Source organism: Holdemania sp. 1001302B_160321_E10 (assembly GCF_015552275.1).
Lineage (GTDB): Bacteria > Bacillota_I > Bacilli_A > Erysipelotrichales > Erysipelotrichaceae > Holdemania.
This window is the reverse complement of sequence record NZ_JADNEM010000015.1, coordinates 53,094-72,595: the sequence shown is the minus strand read 5'-3', so window position 1 is coordinate 72,595 and position 19,502 is coordinate 53,094. Positions and strand designations below refer to the sequence as shown.

Genomic DNA, 19,502 nt, shown 5'->3' with positions numbered 1-19,502 from the left:
CTTACAAAAGTGTTCGCGGAATGAAAGCTTTTTCCTATGACAATTTCTCTCTTTTATACTATAATGATACACGAATCTGTTAAAAAGCCTGATCTGAGCCGGAATGTAAACTTTCGCCGGATCAATTAATCTAAAAGTTCCAACAGATAGAAAGGTGGGATTGGGTGGCAAAGCGAAAGCGAAACCGCACGCGGAAAATCAAACCCTTTACGATTTTACAGAAAACATATATGATCGCCGGTGTTTTTGTCCTGGCCGGCATGATCACGGTTTACGGCTCGGCTATGATCGTGCTGAAAGGGCCGTCAGTCACCGTCAGCAACCTGCTGACGAGCACGATGATGGAAACCCGGACGTTAAAGAGTATCGCCCGGCTGTTTTTCTCGGAAGAGGAAATGGAAACGATCATGAACCGCAACTCCGTCAGCGACACGGATGAAATCACCGATTCGGAAACGGATTTCGTGATTGACGAAAGCAAGAAAGATAAAATTGAAATTATTGATATCAAGGGTCCGACCTATGAGGGGAAGCTGATGATCGTCTACGATCCTTCGCGAATCCATCTGGCGGTCAATTCCGACCTGGGCAATGGCAACGAGGGGTACTTCGTGGAGGAATACGTCAAGGCGAACGACGCGATCGCCGGCATCAACGCCGGAGGCTTCGACGATCCCAACGGTCAGGGAACCGGCGGAATTCCTTACGGCATCGTCATTCAGGACGGCGAGCTGGTCAGCGGCAGTCTGGATGATTACAATTCGGTCATCGGCTTCAATGAACAGAACAAACTGATCGTGGGCAACATGACAGGGCGGCAGGCGCTGGAATACGGCCTGCGCGACGCCGTTACTTTTAAACCGATCTTCATCGTCAACTATGTTCCGGTTGAAGTTACCGGCACCGGCGGCGGCGTGAATCCGCGCACTGTCATCGGCCAGCGGGAAGACGGCGCGGTGCTGTTGTTAGTCATCGACGGACGGCAGACGACCAGTCTGGGCGCTTCCTATTCCGACTGCATCGACATCATGACCCAATACGGCGCAATGAATGCGGCGAACCTGGACGGCGGTTCTTCGTCCGTCATGGTCTACGACGGTCAGATTATCAACAACGTGGTTTCCATGAACGGCGACCGCAAAGTGCCGACCGCCTTTATCGTGAAATAATAGGAGGGCCTCATGAGCAACAACGACGAACAAAAAAAAACCGCGGCCGCGCCGAAAAAGACAAGACCCGCAGGCAGCCAGACCGCCAAGCGGCCGGCAAAACCGGCTAAAGCGGCCGATCAGCCGGTTAAGAAAAAAAAGAAGAAAACCGAAGCCGTCCTGCATCACAGTCCCGAAGGCCATATCGGCGGGAAACAGGAAACCACCGATCTGTGGCATTTATCGGTCGAGCGGATTCGCGAAGCTTCCGAGCGTGAGCGCAGGAAGATCAATTCTTCAAACCAGCAGTTCCTCTACTTTCTGCTCAAACTGTTTTTAGCCTTGATGATTCTGGGCAGCGCGATCATGTTTCTGACGTGGAAGGTATTGGAAAACTACGAAAAAAGTACGCCCAACGGCGCGATGAGCGCTTACGTTCACCTGCTTCAGGCAAACAACTATGATAAGATTTATGAAAACTCAACCGTGATCTTCACGCAGTTCAATGAGAAAGAGCCCTATATCGAGTATCTGAAGTCGATCTATGAGGACGTCAATCTGAAAAAGGCGGTATTCTCCAAAAAGGCTTACTCCAATGATACCTTCCTCTATTACGACATGATCGTCGACAAGCAGAAAATCTCGACGCTGGAGCTGATCTACAATGAAGAGGCCCGGCAATGGAATGTGCGGACGGTCATCGACGCGCGCAATTTCTACATCGAGGTCTTCGGCGATGCGCAGGTTTATGTCAACGGAATCCGGCTGAATGAGCATTACATCAGTGAGCGCAACGTCAGCTCCGACGCCTATTCCAATTTATTCGATCTGAATCAGGCGCCGCTGGTTACCCGTTATCACATCGACAATCTGGTCACCGTCCCGGCCGTTACGACTCAGGACGATACAAAATACAGCGTCGTCAAGGACGCGCTGCAGGATCGCTTCTATATCGCCGAAAAACCGGACGGAGCGATGGAAGAGATTATGCGGACACGCATCCGCGACACCGCGATGACCTATGCGAAGTACATTTCCGAGGACACCCGCTTCTCTGATCTGCAGCAGTATTTATACCGCCGCACAGATTATTACAAAGCGATCTCCAGCTTTGTCAACCGGTACTTCTCCACCCATGATTCGTATCGTTTCGATAACATGCATATCAGCGATCTGATCAGCTATGGCGAGGACGTCGGTTTCACCGGCACGATCTCATTCGACTACGTCGTCACGATTGAAGGCGAGAAGTCACAGACTTATTCCAACACGTATCAGATGACGTTCTTAAACGTCAGCGGCAAATGGCTTTGCAGCAATCTAGTGATCGCCAATCAAAGCCAGCCGGAAACAGAGACAGAGACAGAGACGGAGATGGAGACGGAATAAGCAAAGCTCAACCATCCCAGTAAAACAATCCTCCTCATGGAAAACCGGAAATCCCGGTTTTCTTTTTTTGCTTCGCCGCACTTTATGGGAATTGTCTGTGCAGAACCTTGTTTGGCAGAGCAGGCGGCGCTGCTGCGGAGGGAACGCGCAAGCTCAGGATCAGACAAACATCCAATCACACAAAAAAAAGCGGACTCGCCGCTTTTTCAAGGGATAGACAAAATTGAAATCCTGATGCCTTATTTGATGATTTCGCCCATGGCGGAACCGGAAATCGCCGCTGCATTGGCTTCGTCGGTATCAATATGCATCGCCAGCGCGTACTTTTCAGAAACGCGGACAACCGTATCGCCGAAGGTCAGGCTGCGGCCGTCGGTATCAATCTTAACGGAAACGATCTGACCGTTGGTTACGCCGTACTTTTCAGCATCGGCCGGAGTCATGTGGATATGCCGCTTCGCCGCGATCACGCCTTTGGAAACCTCGATCGAGCCGGCCGGACCGATGATCGTGATGCCCTGTGTGCCTTCGATATCGCCGGATTCGCGGATCATCGCTTTCACACCGACCGTGCGCGCATCCGTCAACGACAGCTCAACCTGCGTTTCAGGACGGGTTGGTCCCAGAACGGACAGCTTCATTTCGCCGCGCTCACCCTTGATCGTTACCTTCTCATTGGAAGCGAACTGACCTGGCTGAGACAGCTCTTTCTTGACCGTTAATTTGTATCCTGGACCGAACAAAGCTTCAACGTCGGCATCGGTCAGGTGGATGTGCCGTGCGGAAACTTCAACTAATACTTTTTCTTCTGACATAATTTTACTCCCTCTTTCTTTCATGTTCATTATAGTCAATTTATGGGCCTTCGGCAATGGAATTGATTTATTTTTTAGTCAAAATTTCGCCGATGATCAGCCCGTTGGCCGCCGCCTGGGACAGCGAGCGGGTAAAGCCTGCGCCGTCGCCTAAAGCGTAAATTCCCGGACAGTCTTTGATCTCAAAGTCAACGCAGTCCGGACGGGCGGAGTAATACTTGCATTCCACGCCGTACAGCAGCGTATCATAGTTTGCGGTACCCGGTGCAACTTTATCGAGCGCGTGCAGCGTTTCAATGATGTTGTCAAGCTGGCGCTTCGGCATGCACAGGCTCAGATCGCCCGGCACGGCGTTCAGCGTCGGTCTGACCGTCGACTGCTTCAAGCGTTTCTCATCCGTACGCCGGCCGCTTTCCAGATCGCCCAAGCGCTGCACGAGCACGCTGCCGCCGGAAATCTTATTCGCCAGTGAGGCGACGTAGCGGGCATAATCAATCGGATCATTAAACGGTTCGGTAAACCGGATCGTGCAGAGCAGAGCGAAGTTGGAATTGTCCGTCTTGCGGTCGAGCTCCTTGTATGCATGGCCGTTGACCGTCAGCACGCCGTCGGTATTCTCCGTAACGACCAGTCCGCGCTCATTGAAGCAGAACATCCGCGTCGTATCGCCATATGCTTTCGAGCGGTACAGGATCTTCGGCTCATAAATTTTCCTGGAGAAGTGTTCCCACACCATCGCCGGCAATTCGACGCGCACGCCGATATCGACCTGATTGTTCGCGCAGGCCACGCCGTTGCGCTTGCACCAGTCCAGGAAAACCCGGCTGCCCGCCCGGCCAACCGCAAAGACCACTTTATCGCCGACGACGCTGTATTGCTTGCCGCGGTGGGTAAAGAAGACCTCGTGGGTTTCCTTGTTGACATCCGTGACGGTGCACAGCGTTTCAATCTGAACGCGCTGCTTCAGATCGTCGACTAAGCGCTGCATCGTCTTCAGGTTGGCGTCCGTTCCCAAATGCTTCAGCTGCGCCTGCTGCATGTGCAGATCGTAGCGCAGGCAAAGCTGCTTTAATTCATCGTTCGGCACAAATCGTTCCTTCTGCGCCCCAAAGCGCATCAGCACCTGATCCGCCTGTTCGATATAATCCATGACCTTGGCCGGTTCCATGAAATCCGGCAGCCATCCGCCGTATTCCGTTGAAATGATATACTTGCCATCGGAAAACGCGCCGGCCCCGGCGATGCCTTCCATTACGGCGCAAGGCTCGCATTTCAGGCATTTATCCGCCTTTCCTGAAATGATCGGACACTGGCGATGCTCTAAATCCAATCCTCGCTCCAGAAGCAAAACCGACGCCTTTGGATCCCGCTCGGCAATGCGATAAGCGCACATCAGTCCGCCGATGCCGCCGCCGATGATGACGACATCATACTTGTTGTTACAATTCAACCCTCATTCCTGCCTTTCTGTTAAGACCTTTTCCCGACCTTCATTTTAGCACAAAAAAGAGGGATTCCCAATGTTTGTATGATATAATAGGACAAAATTGGAGGAAACAAAATGATTCTTGAAAAACAGCTGAAAGGAACGCGCGCCAAACGGCCGGTCATCATCTTCCTGCATGGCTTTGGAAGAAAACGGACAGGCGAGCTGGAGGCGTTTCAAAAAGCGTTTGAACATGATTACGATATTCTCATGCCCGAGCTTTTCGATCCCGAAGATCCCAGGGATTCCAACGGAATCCTGTGGGCCAACCGGGCGCTGCACGTCGTTGAGAAGGAACTGTTAAAACAACGTCAGGTCATCCTGGGCGGATTTTCGATGGGCGGCGTGATCGCCAGCTGGATCGCCTCGATGCTTCCGGTGGAAAAGCTGATTCTGGTCGCGCCAGCCTTCGATCTGATCAATCTGAAAAATACCGGAAATATTCTGGCGTCGCTGATCACGCATTTCACGCATCTGGATTCGCCGCAGGAGATCGCCAACTTCAACGGCCTGCCTGCGAATTTCTTTCAGACGCTGATCGACGTGGTCGTTCAATTCCGGCCTTATGCTTCACGGCTCACCTGCCCGGTGTTGTTAATTCATGGTTCTCAAGATGGGATTGTCTCCCCGCAGAGTTCCAAAATCGCGTTTTCACGGATGCCGGCAACGCAGAAACAGATGTTTATCATTGAAAATGGTCATCATGTGATGTTTGAGGATGAAGGTGTCTGTCAGGAAGCGCTCGCCTTGATTCAGTTGTATCTGAACGATCAGATCGTGATTCGTAAAGCGACGCCAGCGGCAGAAACCGTTGAAGATTAAAATTACCCGTATGAAATATGAAATTGGTTTATCCCAGTCTTTTCTCAGGCTGCGGATAGCCAATTTCTTTTTTAACATTTATTTCGAAATTATTACATTTTTATGACATATTTCACACGAAATTCATGATTGTTTTTTATAATAATTTCATGAGGTGAACAGACATGAAATTGGATCGATCCCTTCTGCTTCGAATTTTACCCTGGGGGTTATTCGGCGCTGCTTTGTTTTTTTTCGCTGTTGTGGGCTTTTCGTCCAAGGAAGCTGCGGGCTGTGTTGTCAGCATCAGCGCTGACGGCAGCCATCTCGGCGACCTGTTGACGACCAGCGATCTGGAAATTCAGATCAATGGTCTGCCGCTCTCGCTGGATCTCTCCCAAACCGCACCGATCGCCGCGCCAGTGTCCTTAAGCTGTGAGACGGCGAACATCCTGACCTGGACGACAAGCGACCGGAATCTTCAGCTCAGCTGGAATGGTCAGAAGCTGTCATCCCCGGCCATGATCGAAGTGGATCAGCTCAGTCCGCAGACAACCGCCACGCTGACGATCCGCAAAGGAGACTGCCAACGCAGCGTCACCATTCAAACGCTGCCGGACAGCTTTCCGACCGTGCAGTTTACGGGTCACAGCCGCAGCGAAGGGGATTTCTATGGGGATCTGATGAATGATGACGGCGATTCCTACATCTTTAAAATGGATAATGACGGACAGCTGTTGTATTACTACCGCGGATTCTATAATAAGAGCGGCTCGGTCATGAACTTTCAAAAACATGAAATTGACGGCGTTATCTATTACTCCTTCTTTGAACCAACGGCAGATGTCTCCAATCATCTGTTATACAGGGGCGTGCAAGTGGGTCACATCAACATTCTGGATAATCAATATCAGCCGGTTAAACAAGTTGAACTTCTGCCTTCCAAGGCGCTGCCATCAGGCGGAATGTGTGAAAATCATGAATTTCTGATGCTGGGAGAAAATCATTATCTGATCACCGGTTCTGTGGATCAGAATATATGGATGTCCAGTGAACGGCGGTATGTCCGGATCAAGGCGGCGCTGATTCAGGAAATTCAGGATGACGAGGTCATCTTTGAGTGGTGCAGCAGCGATCATCCGGCCTTGTTGAAACAATCTGTGGAAAACAACGACTATACCAATACCAACGATACTTATTATGCCGCGGATTACGCGCATATCAACAGCCTGTGCGTCGACCCAAGCGACGGCCATGTGATCGCTTCGTTCCGCAATCTGGACGAGGTATTAAAGATCGACCGGAAGACCGGCGAGATTCTCTGGACTTTAGGCGGTTTGGGCGATGATTTCGGGTTAACCGAGGACCAGCGGTTCTCCCGTCAGCATTACGCCAAGCTGACGGATGCGGGAACACTGCTTCTGTTTGATAACGGCAACGCCAACGAACAGACGCGGATTCTGGAATTCAAGCTGAATGAAAAGAATCAGTCCGTGACATCGTTTCAGGAAAGGATCGTTGCGGGAAAATATTCGTTTGCGACCGGCTCGGTGATGAAGACCGAAGCGGACACCTATGTGATCGGCTGGGGCACGGGCAGCGTCCATTCCTTAATGAGCGAGATCGACTTTGAGAACCGGGAGGTCATTGCGGAAATGATTCCGGCGTATGGACAATACAGCTACCGGGTTGTGAAGTTCAAGTAGAAATGCGTTTTTACATCCACAGGAAAGAACTGGAATTCTCGTACTTTGCTTCCATTTTTTTCATATTAAAAAGCCAGGCAAAGAAGTGGTTTTTTCTCTTCCTGACTTTTTTCATTTTAATCGATCAGAGCTGGCGGATAGGCTTGAAGCAGCCGCTGCAATTCCTGCTCCGTCACCGGCGTGGCCGATCCATGTCGGACATCCTCATTCGGCAGCGTATATTCCGATTCTTCCAGCCAGCGCAGATCACTGTCTTCGCCCAGCGTTGAGAACTGCGCGACATGGAAGGTTCCGTACGGGTAATAGTCCTCGTACAGGTAATATTGATCTTCGCCGTTGACTGGGAAGACGAACGGACCTTCCATAAACCGCAGCGGAAACAGGAATTCCTGATCATAGGCTTCGCCGAACAGCTTGGACAGCGCGTCCGTCGACGCGTAATAAATCGTCTGCGCCGCTTTTCGTTCATCCTTATAGAACAGCCAGTATTTTCCCTGTGTCTGCAGCACCGTTCCGTCGATCACGGTATAGCCCGGTTTAAAGAAATTGCCCGGATAGCTGTAATGTTCGAAATCCCGCGTTGTCACATAATACAGCGCGCTTTCATCCTTCTCTGTCGGATCGGAGAAATAAATGTAATACAGATCCTGCTGCGGGTCGTAGCTCATTTCCGGAGCCCAGGCACGGGTCCCGCTCATCTTTAAAAACGGATCCCACAGTGAAACCGGCACCAGCTGATGATCGGTAAACGTCACTAAATCCGAACTGCGCCAGAGATAAATATCCGGATTGTCAAATCCCTCCGTTGCCAGCAGCACAAAATTTCCATCTCGATCCCGGCCGATAAACGGATCACGGATCCGGCCGTTGCCCAGCTCAGAGCTCAGCACGGCTTCCCCCCGATTCAGATCAGTCCAATGCAGCCCGTCGCGGCTGTAAGCCAGCTTGCCGCGCTCCTCGCCCAGCTCGCCGTTAAAATAGGAAAGCACATACCCGGTAAACGCGTCGAGTACGACGACATCGCGTTCGATTGTTTCGCTCAGCTCTCCCTGCCGGATTGTAACCCGCAGCCGGGCGTTAACCTTTTCCGAAGCCGTGGTTTTAACGATTCGGTTTTCCTGCAGCTCAATCCCGCCGGACAGCACTGTCCATTCAAGCCCTGAGCCATTTTCCGCCGCAGCCGGCAGCACGTCGTTTTCGTTCATCAGCGGCTGGAAATCGTTATTCACGGCGATCCGATCGCGCTTTAAACGCGTCTTCGGCGAATCCGCCAGCACCGCAAATTTGAAGTCCTTGGTAAAGGTCTGCCCTTTATGTTCCACCTTCGCGGTGATCGTCACTTCCTGATCGCCCTGCGCCGCCGTCGGTTTTGTCAGCTTGCCTTGATCAGTGATGATCTCCGGCTTATCGCTGGACCAGCTGAAATACAGATCGCGCACCGGATTCTCGGCAAACCAGAGATTGTCGGTCAGATCGTCCTGATTGCTGAAATGGAACGTATCCAGCACAGCTTTTGGATAGAAACGGTCAAACTCCGCCAGGACCTCCTCGGCGGTCCAGGCCTGGTTGATAATCTGGAAATTCTGGAACGTGCCTTCCGCCTGCGGGTCGTTGTAGATCAAACTTTTGCCAAGGATCAGCTCGTCTGTCCGCAGCTGTTTCACCTGCTTGGCCACATTGCCCGACGCGGTTTCCTCGCCGTTGATATACAATGTGACCGTGTTGCCCTCCTGGGTCAGCACGATATGGTTATAGATGCCGGTTTCAACCGTCGCTTCTTTCTCGGAGATAACCCGGTACGCTTTGTTTCCCGACTGAATCGAATAATTCAGTCCGCAGCGCTCGCCGGTTGGATTGCCGGAAGTCGCCAGCTGCATCACATGCCGGTCGTCGCGACCCATCGAAAGCAGCGTCGTCCACTCAAAGTTCGCTTCCGGTTTAAACCAGAACGAAATCGTAAAGCTCTTGGAACTGCGCAGAATCTGCGACTGAATCCGATGTTCCGTCTGCGCATCCAGGCGATAGCCCTGCGCGTCGATTCCCGCGGTGCTGAACAGCTCCGGATCCTCCGGTGCGTAGATCTCCACCTGATCCTGAATAAACTTGGTATGACAGCCGCCCAGCAACCCCGCTAACAGACAAAAGCCGCACAGCCACTGAATCATTTTTTTCATGCCTGCACCTCTTTGTTCTTGTTCATCTTATGCCGGATTAAACGCCAGCCGCGCTGGATCAGTTTGCGGAAGGAGGCGTAGGAGAACCAGTAAACAATCGTAAAGACAACAAACACGATCAGTCCCAGGACAACACACCCCATCAAAAAATGCAAGGTCGAGGACGTCACAAACGCCTGCTGGGTCTGCCAGCCGGCATACGCCGCAGCGCCGATCAGGATCGCTACACCCAGCCGGGTAAACACCATCTTGTAATAGCGCAGCGGATTCAGATGGAACACTTTTTTATAGACCAGAACCGGATTGTATAAGAAATCAACAGTCCAGTTCGTCAGCATCGTCGCTGCCAGCACGCCTGCGATCCCTAACGGCTGGATCAGCGCAATCGACAGGACGACCTTGGAAATCGCCAGTAAATAAGCATTGTTTTTCGCGTCTTTGAACAAACCGTTGGCGTCGCGGCAGATGATGATCGGCTCGCGCATCGTCATGTAGAAAATATTGATCGCAAACAGGAAGGCAATCAGAATCGTCACCGAATACTCCGGCCGCATCTTCATCCAGATCAAAACGAACCGTCCGATCACAACGAAGATGCACACGCCGATGATCGAGGCGATATACACGGCGAAGTTAAAGAACTCCGTGAAAACGCTGTAGGAATCCGCGCCGGAATCGTTGAACAGGTTGCCGAAGCTGTTGATCGGCGAGGTGATCGCGGAGTTGATGATCTTGGACACCGACTCGGTCAGATAGCTGTAAGAGCCATAGACGCTGGTCATCGTGTAGCCCATAAAAAAGGTGATCACCAGGTTGTCCGTGTTGTTAGTGGCCAGCGTCGAGAGGCGCTGGATAATCGTGTACTTGGCGTTTTTCTGGAACGCGTCGTCATAGGGCAGCTGCTTGCTTTCCTTCAGCCACGGATAGTTTTTCAAAGCGATCCGGCGGGCGATGAAGTTGGCGATGAACACCTGCAAGCCCTCGATCAAGAAGATATAAATATACGGCAGCTTCAGCAGGATGACGCCGACCATCAGCACCATCCGCAAAATGGCGATCGTCTGGATCCAGATGTTGATTTTGTATTCCTTTTGATCGGCGATGATGACAAAATTCGGTCCCATCAGAAAATAAGACAAACCAAAAGGAACACAAAGGATTAAAAACATCGTCACCGTTTCGCCGTAGCCCAGCGGTGATTCGGCGAACATCGGGAACAACAGCGCGGTCAGCGCGCCGACAACCAAGACCGCCATGCCGGTAAAACGGAACACCTTGACGGCGCCGTTATAGATCGACAGCACCCGATCCTGGTCGTTCTCGGCCAGCGGCTTAAACAACAGCTGGCGGAAGGCCAGCGAATAGCTCAGCTCAAAGACATTCAGAAAGGTGATGACGTTCATGATCGTCAGCTGCAGACCGTTGAGGTCGCTGCCGTACAGGTCGATGAACATCCGCACCTTGATAAATCCGAAAATCGGAAGAGCGACGCTGGTGATCAGGCTCACCAAAAAATTGTAAAATGAATATTTTGTGCGCATAAGCTCCTCCTAATCTTAATGAATCACGTGTTTGTAGAGCGGCAGCGTCAGACTGCCGAAGGTTTTCAAAAACAGCTGATCCTTCCAGCCTAAATTGCGGATGTAGGGATTCTTTTTCCAGTTTGGGTAAAATTCCGCCATCACGGCGTCGCTCATCGCTTTCAGCTCGTTGGTTAGCGGCGAGCGCAGAAAGCGGAACATGCCGTACAGACGCAGATGCTCAATATGTAAATATTCCAGCTCATCGTGATACCGTTCGCTGAGGCCCATTTCCGCAAACTGTTCGCGGACCTGCTTCATGACCGGAAAGATTTCTTTCAGCCGCTCGCTCTTAGTGACGGACATGATCGAACCTTCCCGCTGGCGGTAATGAATCCGCGCCTCGTGCTGAATTCCGATCGTTTGGGATTGCGCGAAGATCGGCATCGTGACTGGGATATCCTCATACCAGGTACCCAACGGGTAGCGGTAATGCTTCTGGGTGAAAAAGTCCGCGCGGTAGAGCTTGTTCCAGGCGAACATCGGCGATAGAAACGCCTGCTTTACCGGACTGTCGAAGACATGCGGATTCAGTCCCAGCATGATCCAGGACGGCTGGCCGTTTTCATAAAAATATTCGATATCGCTGACCACGACGTCCGCGCCCCGCACCATGACTTCCGCCATTTTCGCGTAATACTCAGGATCGGCCCAGTCGTCGCTGTCAAGGAAGGCAATCCATTCGCCCTCGGCCTTGCCGATCGCGAAATTGCGGGCGTCCGACAACCCGCCGTTGGGTTTATTCAACTGCGCGAAACGATCCGGAAACCGACGCACATAGTCTTCAATAATCTGCGGGGAGGAATCGGTCGAACCATCGTTGACCACCAGCACCTGCAAGTTTTTATAGGTCTGGCCGGCTAACGAATCAAGACATTCCGGCAAGTATTTTTCCACGTTGTAAACGGGCACAATCACAGTAATTTTGGGTTCCACAGCGTTCCTCCTGTCTGATGAAATAAGTATATCATAATCGTGACTTCACAGTTCGTTTTTTTCGTTCTGCCCCCGCGCAGGCCAGCGCTGTCAGGATGCCACCGGCGGTGATCACCAGACCCAGCGTCAGTCCGCGGGGACGGAAAACAAGCTTGATTTCATGGGTTCCCTCACTCAGCGGCAGTTCGATGAACGTGTTCTGAAACGGCGTAATCGCCGCCGGCTGTCCGTCGATTTCCGCATGCCAGCCTTTATCATAGGGAACCGTTGTCAGCAGCCGCTGCCCCGCTTCCGCCTGAACGTGCATCGTAATCGTTGCGCCGTGAATCTGAATGTCCTGCGCCGCCTGCTTCTGCAGCTTCTGTGTCCATTGCGCTAACGCCGAGATGTCCAGGGAATAAACCTCGGCCCGGGTTAAGCGCAGCAGCTGATCGCGCACAACCAGCTGAATCAGGATATCCTGTCCCGGCGGATAGGCGCCCAGATATAACGCGCCCGCATCGATCCCGGTATGCTCGTCTTGGGCATAGTTCTGATCGATCCACAGCTGAAACCATGTTTCATCCGTTTCAAAAGGCAGCTGAAGATAGAGCGGATCTTCCTCATTCAAGGATTGGGTGTAGATTGCAACCGAGGTTTCCGCCTCCGGCCGTTTCGCCACAATCAGCGGCGAGCGGCTCAATTCATCCCCATCCCACACAAACAGATCGGGATCATCCAGCCGCGTGATCAGCGGTTCCCCGCCGCACAGCCGGACCAGCTCGTTTTGCGCGGCAATCGAATAGGTCTGAGGCACCGGCGTCTCATCATGATCGTCAATGACAAATCCCAGCGGCAGCGCGTAGGGATTTTCCAGCACCTCGAAGGTTTCAGTCTCCGCAATTTTCCGGTAATGATCGGTCTGGACCTGAACGTGAACGGCGCCTTTTTCCCGCAGCACATAGCGAATGCCCAGAAATGCGTCGAGCGCCAGCGTCGTGCCGTGATAGGTACTGCCGAACATCCGGTGGCTGACGCCGTAATGTTCGAGGAAATCGCTGACCTTCTTATCGTAGGTTGACGAGTAATGTGAGATGCTCGGGTAGTTATAGCCCAGCCCTTCGTTTTGATTGCGCGCTGACAGATTTTCAATCCGATAGCCCGGCTCAGACGCAAAGCTTGCCAGGGCGGTCCGCACTTCGTTTTGGTAATCCAGCACCGTCTGGGCCGAGGCATAGCCGTCATAGACGTTATCCCGATCCAGTGAAATGAATGTGGCCGCGCCAGCGAAAGTCAGCTCGGCGGCGACGGTGACCGCCAGCACTTTCTGAAACCCCAGACACAGCAGCGCCGTGATCCCCGCGATGAACCCGGCGGTAATCAGCTTGGCCGGCAGCGTCATCGTTCCGTTCGCGACCAACAGAAGCAAGACTACAAACGCCCCGCAGACCAGCGACTTCTTGTCGCGCGTGTCCCACGCGTCCGCCGCCGCGGCGATCAGCCAGAACACGATCACAAAGCTGAACCGCGTTGGGAAACCATAGGGCATCGACAGAAAATGCCAGAGCTTATACAACGGCGTGAAGAACACCGACGCCGCAAAGAAAAGCAGCGTCAGACCATCGACGAGCTTCTTCCGGTTTGATCGCAGCCGCTGGAAAAATGAAGAAAAGACGAGGATCAGACACAACAATCCGGCGTAATCAAACGTGATCTCCTGCCCCAGCGTCACAGCCGGCACACCTGGAAACGCATTGTTCAATCCTGCCAGCCGGGCGAAGCTGAAAAGCGGCAGCGCCTCTGCGGGCTGGGCAAGCCGGTTGTTGATCACAGATAAGAAGCTGGGCATCAGCAGCCAGCCGTTGCAAGCCAGGCCGATCGCCATGCCGAGTATGCCCTTCTTCAAGACTGTCCAAAATGAAACCGCGTGTTGGTCCTCACTGAAATAGCGCGTCAACGCCATCAGACAGGCGAACATCAGACCCATGATCGCCGTGTAGTAATTGGAAAACACGCTGGCCGCTACCGCCAGCGTAAATCCCTTGGCCGATTTCCCCCGCAGGATCTGTTCAACACCACTCAGCACCATCGGCAGCCAGATTAAACCGTCCAGCCACATTAAACATTGAGAATACGCCAGCGCTGCGCCGCTCAGTGCGTAACTCAGCGCGAACAAGCCATGAACCCGGCGCGGACCAAAACGATCCTCCAGATAGAACATCATTGTCCCGCAGCTCAGGCTCAGCTTCAGAAGGGTCGCCAGACTGACGGAAAGCAAAATGGCATCGTTAGGCAGCAAGGCCAGAAGCAGCTGCAGCGGACTGGAGCAGTAGTAGGAAAAAATCGGGATGAAGCTGCCGCCCATGCCCGCCGCCTGCGCATAAGTCAGGCTGTTCTGCCCGGTGACGACCGTATGCAGATATTTCAAATATTCGACATATTGAATGTTCAGGTCGTTGATCAAAAGCGAACGGCCGCCAAATGGAACGAAGCCCAGCGCCGCGAAAATTCCGCAAAGCAGGACGGCTGCGCCCAGAAACGCGAAAAACGGCCGGCGGATGGATCTCAGTCGGCGCATTCCGTTACTCCTTAACGAAGGATTTCACCCAGCGGCGGTAAACCGGATGCGAAATCCCCGCCGTCAGAACCAGCTTATCCTTCATCCGCTCGCGGCTGCCGGTGTAGCCGAAGCGCGCCATCCCTTCCAGGATCGCGGCCCGGTGAGGCATCAGCTTTTCAACCAGCCGGTACAGAACTTCGGCATGTTCCAGTTTTTCCGCCGGTGTGCCCTTGATCCGGCGCAGCTGATAAAATGAGAATTTATAGGCTTCAAAAATCCGGTAATAAAACAACGCTGGAACCGCAGCGCAGCGCTCCGCCTGATCCAGAATCGTGGAGAACACCTGGGCGTGCGCGTCGATCACCTGCGGCTTCAGATCGGTCATCGTGTTGCCGGCCCGGTCGATCAGATAATACGCCAGCGCTTTGTCGGTATAGACGACTTTCTCAGCGTTTAACAGACTGATGTAAAACAACAGGTTATCGGTATAGCCGATTTTATGCGGAAACTGAATATTCGCCGCCAGGGAACGTCGGTACAGCTTGGCGTGCGGCGAGGGATCTACAAATAACAGATTCTCAAATTCCGGTGTGCCCTTTACATACCCCTGGCCCGGCTGCAGCGTCGTAAATTTCGTGTTGTAGGCTGGATCGTACTTCTGTTCATCGCTGTCGGAATAAATGAAATTCTTAGCGCCGATCACCAGATCCGCCTGGTTGGCATCCGCCAAGCCGACCAGGGTTTCCAGCGCGTCGTCCGCTAAGTAATCATCCGGATCGCAGACGAGAAAATATTCCGAATCCAGCCGTGCGATTGCCATTTCCAAAACGGAACCATAGCCGCCGTTTTCCTTGCGGATAGCGACGACTTTCTCCGGATACGCCGCAGCGTAGCGGTCGATGATCGGCTGTTCGTTTTTCGGCGATCCGTCGTTGACGGCGTAGATCACATAGTCGGAATAGGTTTGCCGCAGCAAGGAATCCAGACACTTGGCGACGTATTCCTCAACATTGTAAATCGGCACGATAATCGTAACTTTACTCATGGTCAGTTTCTCCTTTACTTCACGATCCAGCTTTACCGGCGGATCAGATTGCGGGTGCGCAGATAGCCTTTCAGCACCTGCGGACGCATGTAGATCCAGTCGTTTTTCTGGCGGTTGATCGGGTATTTACACTCCGGATAGTCCGGAAAATTCTTGTGAATGAACGCGAAACAGGCGTCGATGTATTCGTCGACCAGCTTCCGGTCTTTAACCGTGCGGGTCTTCTTCAGGTTTTCGATGATGTTGACGCAGGCCAGATACTTCAGTTCTTCATAGTATTGGTCGTAGACGCCTTCCTGCCGGTAGTAATTCATCGTTTCCTCAGCCATCGTCAGGATGTGATAGGCCTTCTGATTAAAGGATTGGGTGATATTGCCCGGGCGGTCAGCGAGGTAGTCGTACAACGGCTCATTGACAAACGCAATCGACCTGGCTTTCAACAGGAGCTTATAAGTTGTCCCCAGATCCTCGTACAGATAACCGAACGGGTAAGTGATGCCGTTGTCCTTAAACAGCGAGCGCCGGTACATCTTGTTCCAGGCGGCGTTAAGGATGCGCGTGATCATTTCCGGATTTTCTTTCAGCGTATAAACGCGGTCGCCGGAATAGCGGTTGGCAATCACTTCCTTGGTCTGCGTTTTCATAAAATATTGATAAACATCGAAAATCACGAGATCCGCACCGGTTTCATCCAGCTTCGCCGCCGCTTTTTCAAGTGCCTGCGGTTCAAGGAAATCATCGGAATCCACAAACAGGATATACGGCGCCGTGGCAAATTTCATGCCATAGTTGCGCGCGTCGGACAATCCGCCATTAGGTTTTTCCAGCACCTGAATCCGCGGATCACGGTTCTTATAGATGTAGAGCAGTTCATTGGAATGATCGGTCGATCCATCGTCGACGCAGAGAATCTCAATCTCCTCAAGCGTCTGATGGATTAAGGAATCCAGGCATTTTTCCAGATAATCTTCGACGTTATAAACCGGAACGACAACGCTGACTTTACTCATGGGCGGCTTCTCCTTTGCGATGGTTTAACACTTTATGAATCAGATTCATGTGAAAATCATCCTTCATCAGCGTCAGCAGGCCAAAATACACGATGACGCCGGCGGCGATCTGAATGAGATTGGTCGTAAATCGCGGACCCATCGCTTCCCCGATGAAATGGACGGGAAGCATCATGACAAGCGAAGCGATGACATACTTCGTCACTTCTCTTACGCGAAAACCCAGATCCAGCTGACCGCGGATTGACAGCCATTGCGTGAACGTCACCATCAACTCGGCGATGACTGACCCGGTGATCGCGCCGAAAGCGCCGAACTTCGGCATCAGTAAGGCATTCAGGCAGAAATTCGTCAGAGCGCCGAGGATCACCGAGCGGGTATATTCCTTCGTCCGGCCGATCGGCAGAAGGTATTGCGTACCAAAGACGTTGCTGAGGGAAATAAACAGGATGATCGGCGTCGTAAAGATGATCAGCGGCGTCACGATCTGATAAGTGTCGTCGAGGAACCAGCCGATAAAATAAGGAATCAGCGAGATGATTCCGGCGATCATCGGAATGGCCAGATACAGCGCCATCCTTAACGTCGTGCGCAAAAACCGCAGCACTTCCTCATCCTGACCCTTGGCATGGATGTTGGCAATCCGCGGCAGCATGACGCTGCCGATCGACGTGATGAAAAACAGGAACATCTTAATGAACCGCTGGGCCTGGTTATAAAAGCTGACGTGACTGACGTCGGCGTATAAGTAGCCTAACATCGAAACATCCAGCATTGTATAAACGCTGGTCGCAATCTGCGGGATGAAAAGCATGAGATTGGGTTTGAAATGCTTGAGCACATCTTTGAAATGAATCGGCGTCCACTTGACATATTGCTTCAGCTGGGTCCACATGATCAGCTGGCCCAGCACGCCGGAGCCGGCGTTGATCACGATGAACAGCGCCAGATCAGAAGGTTTCTTTACGAATGCAAAGATCAGGATAATCCCCAGGATCTTGATGATCATGTTGCGGATCGAAGCTGTTTTGAAATCCTCGACGCCATAGAAAAACCAGGTGATATCCAGGGCGACTGACAACAGCGAAATCGTCTGGATCGTCGCATACAGGCGCACGCTGTCCTGCACGGTAAACAAGTAGAGGAAATAAACGAGCGTAGAGGCGCACATGCTCAAAAACTGCATTGTGAAGATCTCGAAGAACGTCTTTGACATCTTGGTCTGATCATCGCGGACGCGCGCGATCTCCCGGTTGCCGTAGATCGAAACGCCCATGATTCCAAACAGCACAAACCACTGAACATTGCTGCCGGTCCAGTCGCTGATGCCCAGCATCGTCGCGCCCAGCGTCCGGGTCACATACGGCACCGTAATCATCGGCGCCAAAACGACTAACAGTTGATATAAAATATTATAGAAATAGTTTTGCAGTATCTTTTTATCCATAAAATCACCTTTATTTAGTATAGCATGAATAGAAGAAAACTGCGAATTGTTAACGCAGTTTCCCTGTTTCTTGTTTTTTTCCGAGCCTTTGGATGAGGGGATCGATCATGCATCAAGACAGGCCAATGCTGCCTGAGATCTCGTTCAGCGACTCTGTTTCATCGTCTATCCCCGAAAAGATTCGTGCTCAACGCTTTCGTTCAGCGAATTTCCGTCACCCGTTCTTCCTTTGCTAAGAGTGCGAGGTTTCGTTTAATTTGTTGAACATTTGTAAGGCTTTCGCAACGATCGCGTCCATGTTGTAGTATTGATATTCTGCCAAACGGCCTAAGAGATGAAGATTGTCGATCCCGCGGATCAGCTCGCAATACGCCTGATACTGACGGCGGCATTCTTCTTTGGCGATCGGGTAGTACGGGATGTTCCCGGTTTCCCCATCGTGATGGTAAGTCAGCGGGTATTCGACAGCGATGGTCGTCGCTTCCGGCTGCTGATCCGCCTGCATCAGGAGTTTGTATTCCGTGATGCGGGTAAACGCGTTTTGCTGGGCCGGGGTCGGATAGTTGACGGTCGCCGCTTCCTGGTAGGTATGCGGATGGCTCTGAATATCAAATTCCAGCGAACGGTACGGCAGCTCGCCTAACGGATAGTCAAGCAGATCGTCGATCGCACCGGTGAAGATCACCGGCCCCTGGAAGACTTCGCCTTCAAACAGAATCTGCTTGTTTTCCAAATCGACCTTCAGACATGACTTCGCGTCGGTCTTCAGGCGGACTTCGATCTTTTCATTTTTCAGCATGTTTTCAAAGATTCCGGTAAATCCATGCGCCGGCATCATCTGATAGGTATCCTGGAAATAGCGGTCGTCATAGGAAATATGAACGGGAACGCGGCCGGTGACCGCCGGATCGATTTCTACCGGCGTCTGTCCCCATTGTTTCATCGTGTAGTATTTGAAGACATGTTCGTAGATGTATTCCGCCAGCTCGTTAATTTCCGGATTGGCATTGGCGCGCAGCTGCAGGATCGGCACCTTCTTTTCCATCCCATATTCGTTGATCAGCAATGTTTTTAAACGCTCAGCTTTTTCTTTGGGGAACGAGCGTTCAATCGTTGTCAGATTGAATGGAATCGGTGCAACGACGCCGTTAATGTGGCCGAGTACGCGATGCTGATAAGGATACCAGTCTGTAAACTGGGAGAGGTAATCGACGACCTCGCGGGAATGGGTATGGAAGATATGCGGGCCGTATTCGTGACGGCGCACGCCGTTTTCATCGATATAGTCGTACATGTTGCCGCCGACATGGGCGCGTTTTTCCAGGACGAGCACACGTTTGCCCGCAACATGGGCAAAGCGTTCCGCGATGACGCTGCCGGCAAAGCCCGCGCCGATAACAATAACTTCTGGTTTCATTCCGATCTC

14 protein-coding genes are annotated in these 19,502 nt (G+C 52.2%); 4 read left to right on the top strand and 10 right to left on the bottom strand.

Going from position 1 to position 19,502, the window contains the following annotated elements:
* The first annotated feature begins 164 nt into the window (after nucleotides 1–164).
* Together I2D94_RS10500 and I2D94_RS10495 are read left to right on the top strand one after the other, a co-directional pair.
* Nucleotides 165–1,169, top strand: coding sequence for a phosphodiester glycosidase family protein (locus I2D94_RS10500; protein WP_234973205.1), 1,005 nt, complete (start codon nucleotides 165–167; stop codon nucleotides 1,167–1,169).
* A gap of 12 nt (nucleotides 1,170–1,181) precedes the next feature.
* Nucleotides 1,182–2,537 (top strand): hypothetical protein, encoded by a 1,356-nt coding sequence (locus I2D94_RS10495; RefSeq protein ID WP_195396821.1) that lies wholly within the window; start codon nucleotides 1,182–1,184, stop codon nucleotides 2,535–2,537.
* 239 nt (nucleotides 2,538–2,776) lie between these two features.
* Here the strand turns inward: I2D94_RS10495 and pduL are convergent, their stop codons facing one another.
* Nucleotides 2,777–3,352 (bottom strand): phosphate propanoyltransferase, encoded by a 576-nt coding sequence (gene pduL / locus I2D94_RS10490; RefSeq protein WP_072686052.1) that lies wholly within the window; start codon nucleotides 3,350–3,352, stop codon nucleotides 2,777–2,779.
* 67 nt (nucleotides 3,353–3,419) lie between these two features.
* Nucleotides 3,420–4,802: an NAD(P)/FAD-dependent oxidoreductase gene (locus I2D94_RS10485; RefSeq protein WP_072686050.1), complete on the bottom strand. Its 1,383-nt coding sequence runs from the start codon at nucleotides 4,800–4,802 to the stop codon at nucleotides 3,420–3,422.
* A 111-nt stretch (nucleotides 4,803–4,913) separates the two neighbouring features.
* Here I2D94_RS10485 and I2D94_RS10480 point away from each other — a divergent pair, with 111 nt between their 5' ends.
* The gene (locus tag I2D94_RS10480; protein ID WP_072686049.1) at nucleotides 4,914–5,660 is read left to right on the top strand and encodes a carboxylesterase; all 747 of its coding nucleotides are present in this window, start codon (nucleotides 4,914–4,916) and stop codon (nucleotides 5,658–5,660) included.
* Between the two features lie 164 nt (nucleotides 5,661–5,824).
* Nucleotides 5,825–7,345, top strand: coding sequence for an arylsulfotransferase family protein (locus I2D94_RS10475; protein ID WP_072686047.1), 1,521 nt, complete (start codon nucleotides 5,825–5,827; stop codon nucleotides 7,343–7,345).
* A 116-nt stretch (nucleotides 7,346–7,461) separates the two neighbouring features.
* Here I2D94_RS10475 and I2D94_RS10470 read toward each other — a convergent pair whose 3' ends face one another.
* From I2D94_RS10470 to glf, 8 genes are all read right to left on the bottom strand, one after another.
* Nucleotides 7,462–9,519 (bottom strand): LamG-like jellyroll fold domain-containing protein, encoded by a 2,058-nt coding sequence (locus I2D94_RS10470; protein ID WP_195396819.1) that lies wholly within the window; start codon nucleotides 9,517–9,519, stop codon nucleotides 7,462–7,464.
* Entirely contained in the window at nucleotides 9,516–11,060 is a 1,545-nt protein-coding gene (locus I2D94_RS10465; protein WP_195396817.1) for a hypothetical protein, read from the bottom strand. Before I2D94_RS10465 ends, I2D94_RS10470 begins: the two co-directional genes overlap by 4 nt.
* Nucleotides 11,061–11,075: 15 nt before the next feature.
* Entirely contained in the window at nucleotides 11,076–12,035 is a 960-nt protein-coding gene (locus I2D94_RS10460) for a glycosyltransferase family 2 protein (RefSeq protein ID WP_195396815.1), read from the bottom strand.
* Between the two features lie 31 nt (nucleotides 12,036–12,066).
* Nucleotides 12,067–14,592, bottom strand: a complete 2,526-nt coding sequence (locus tag I2D94_RS10455; RefSeq protein ID WP_195396813.1) for a YfhO family protein — start codon at nucleotides 14,590–14,592, stop codon at nucleotides 12,067–12,069.
* 4 nt (nucleotides 14,593–14,596) lie between these two features.
* Nucleotides 14,597–15,619, bottom strand: a complete 1,023-nt coding sequence (locus tag I2D94_RS10450; RefSeq protein ID WP_195396811.1) for a glycosyltransferase family 2 protein — start codon at nucleotides 15,617–15,619, stop codon at nucleotides 14,597–14,599.
* Between the two features lie 32 nt (nucleotides 15,620–15,651).
* Nucleotides 15,652–16,629: a glycosyltransferase family 2 protein gene (locus tag I2D94_RS10445; RefSeq protein ID WP_195396809.1), complete on the bottom strand. Its 978-nt coding sequence runs from the start codon at nucleotides 16,627–16,629 to the stop codon at nucleotides 15,652–15,654.
* Complete coding sequence (locus tag I2D94_RS10440) at nucleotides 16,622–18,076, bottom strand: polysaccharide biosynthesis C-terminal domain-containing protein (protein WP_072686038.1); 1,455 nt, start codon at nucleotides 18,074–18,076, stop codon at nucleotides 16,622–16,624. The genes I2D94_RS10445 and I2D94_RS10440 overlap by 8 nt, the downstream gene beginning before the upstream one ends.
* Nucleotides 18,077–18,308: 232 nt before the next feature.
* The gene (glf, locus tag I2D94_RS10435) at nucleotides 18,309–19,493 is read right to left on the bottom strand and encodes a UDP-galactopyranose mutase (RefSeq protein ID WP_072686036.1); all 1,185 of its coding nucleotides are present in this window, start codon (nucleotides 19,491–19,493) and stop codon (nucleotides 18,309–18,311) included.
* Nucleotides 19,494–19,502: the final 9 nt, after the last annotated feature.

Excerpts from the sequence above, each read along its gene's own strand:
- I2D94_RS10495 (WP_195396821.1), top strand. The coding sequence starts at position 1,182 with ATGAGCAACAACGACGAACAAAAAAAAACCGCGGCCGCGCCGAAAAAG.
- pduL (WP_072686052.1), bottom strand. The coding sequence starts at position 3,352 with ATGTCAGAAGAAAAAGTATTAGTTGAAGTTTCCGCACGGCACATCCAC.
- I2D94_RS10480 (WP_072686049.1), top strand. The coding sequence starts at position 4,914 with ATGATTCTTGAAAAACAGCTGAAAGGAACGCGCGCCAAACGGCCGGTC.
- I2D94_RS10475 (WP_072686047.1), top strand. The coding sequence starts at position 5,825 with ATGAAATTGGATCGATCCCTTCTGCTTCGAATTTTACCCTGGGGGTTA.
- I2D94_RS10470 (WP_195396819.1), bottom strand. The coding sequence starts at position 9,519 with ATGAAAAAAATGATTCAGTGGCTGTGCGGCTTTTGTCTGTTAGCGGGG.
- I2D94_RS10465 (WP_195396817.1), bottom strand. The coding sequence starts at position 11,060 with ATGCGCACAAAATATTCATTTTACAATTTTTTGGTGAGCCTGATCACC.
- I2D94_RS10455 (WP_195396813.1), bottom strand. The coding sequence starts at position 14,592 with ATGCGCCGACTGAGATCCATCCGCCGGCCGTTTTTCGCGTTTCTGGGC.
- I2D94_RS10450 (WP_195396811.1), bottom strand. The coding sequence starts at position 15,619 with ATGAGTAAAGTTACGATTATCGTGCCGATTTACAATGTTGAGGAATAC.
- I2D94_RS10445 (WP_195396809.1), bottom strand. The coding sequence starts at position 16,629 with ATGAGTAAAGTCAGCGTTGTCGTTCCGGTTTATAACGTCGAAGATTAT.
- I2D94_RS10440 (WP_072686038.1), bottom strand. The coding sequence starts at position 18,076 with ATGGATAAAAAGATACTGCAAAACTATTTCTATAATATTTTATATCAA.
- glf (WP_072686036.1), bottom strand. The coding sequence starts at position 19,493 with ATGAAACCAGAAGTTATTGTTATCGGCGCGGGCTTTGCCGGCAGCGTC.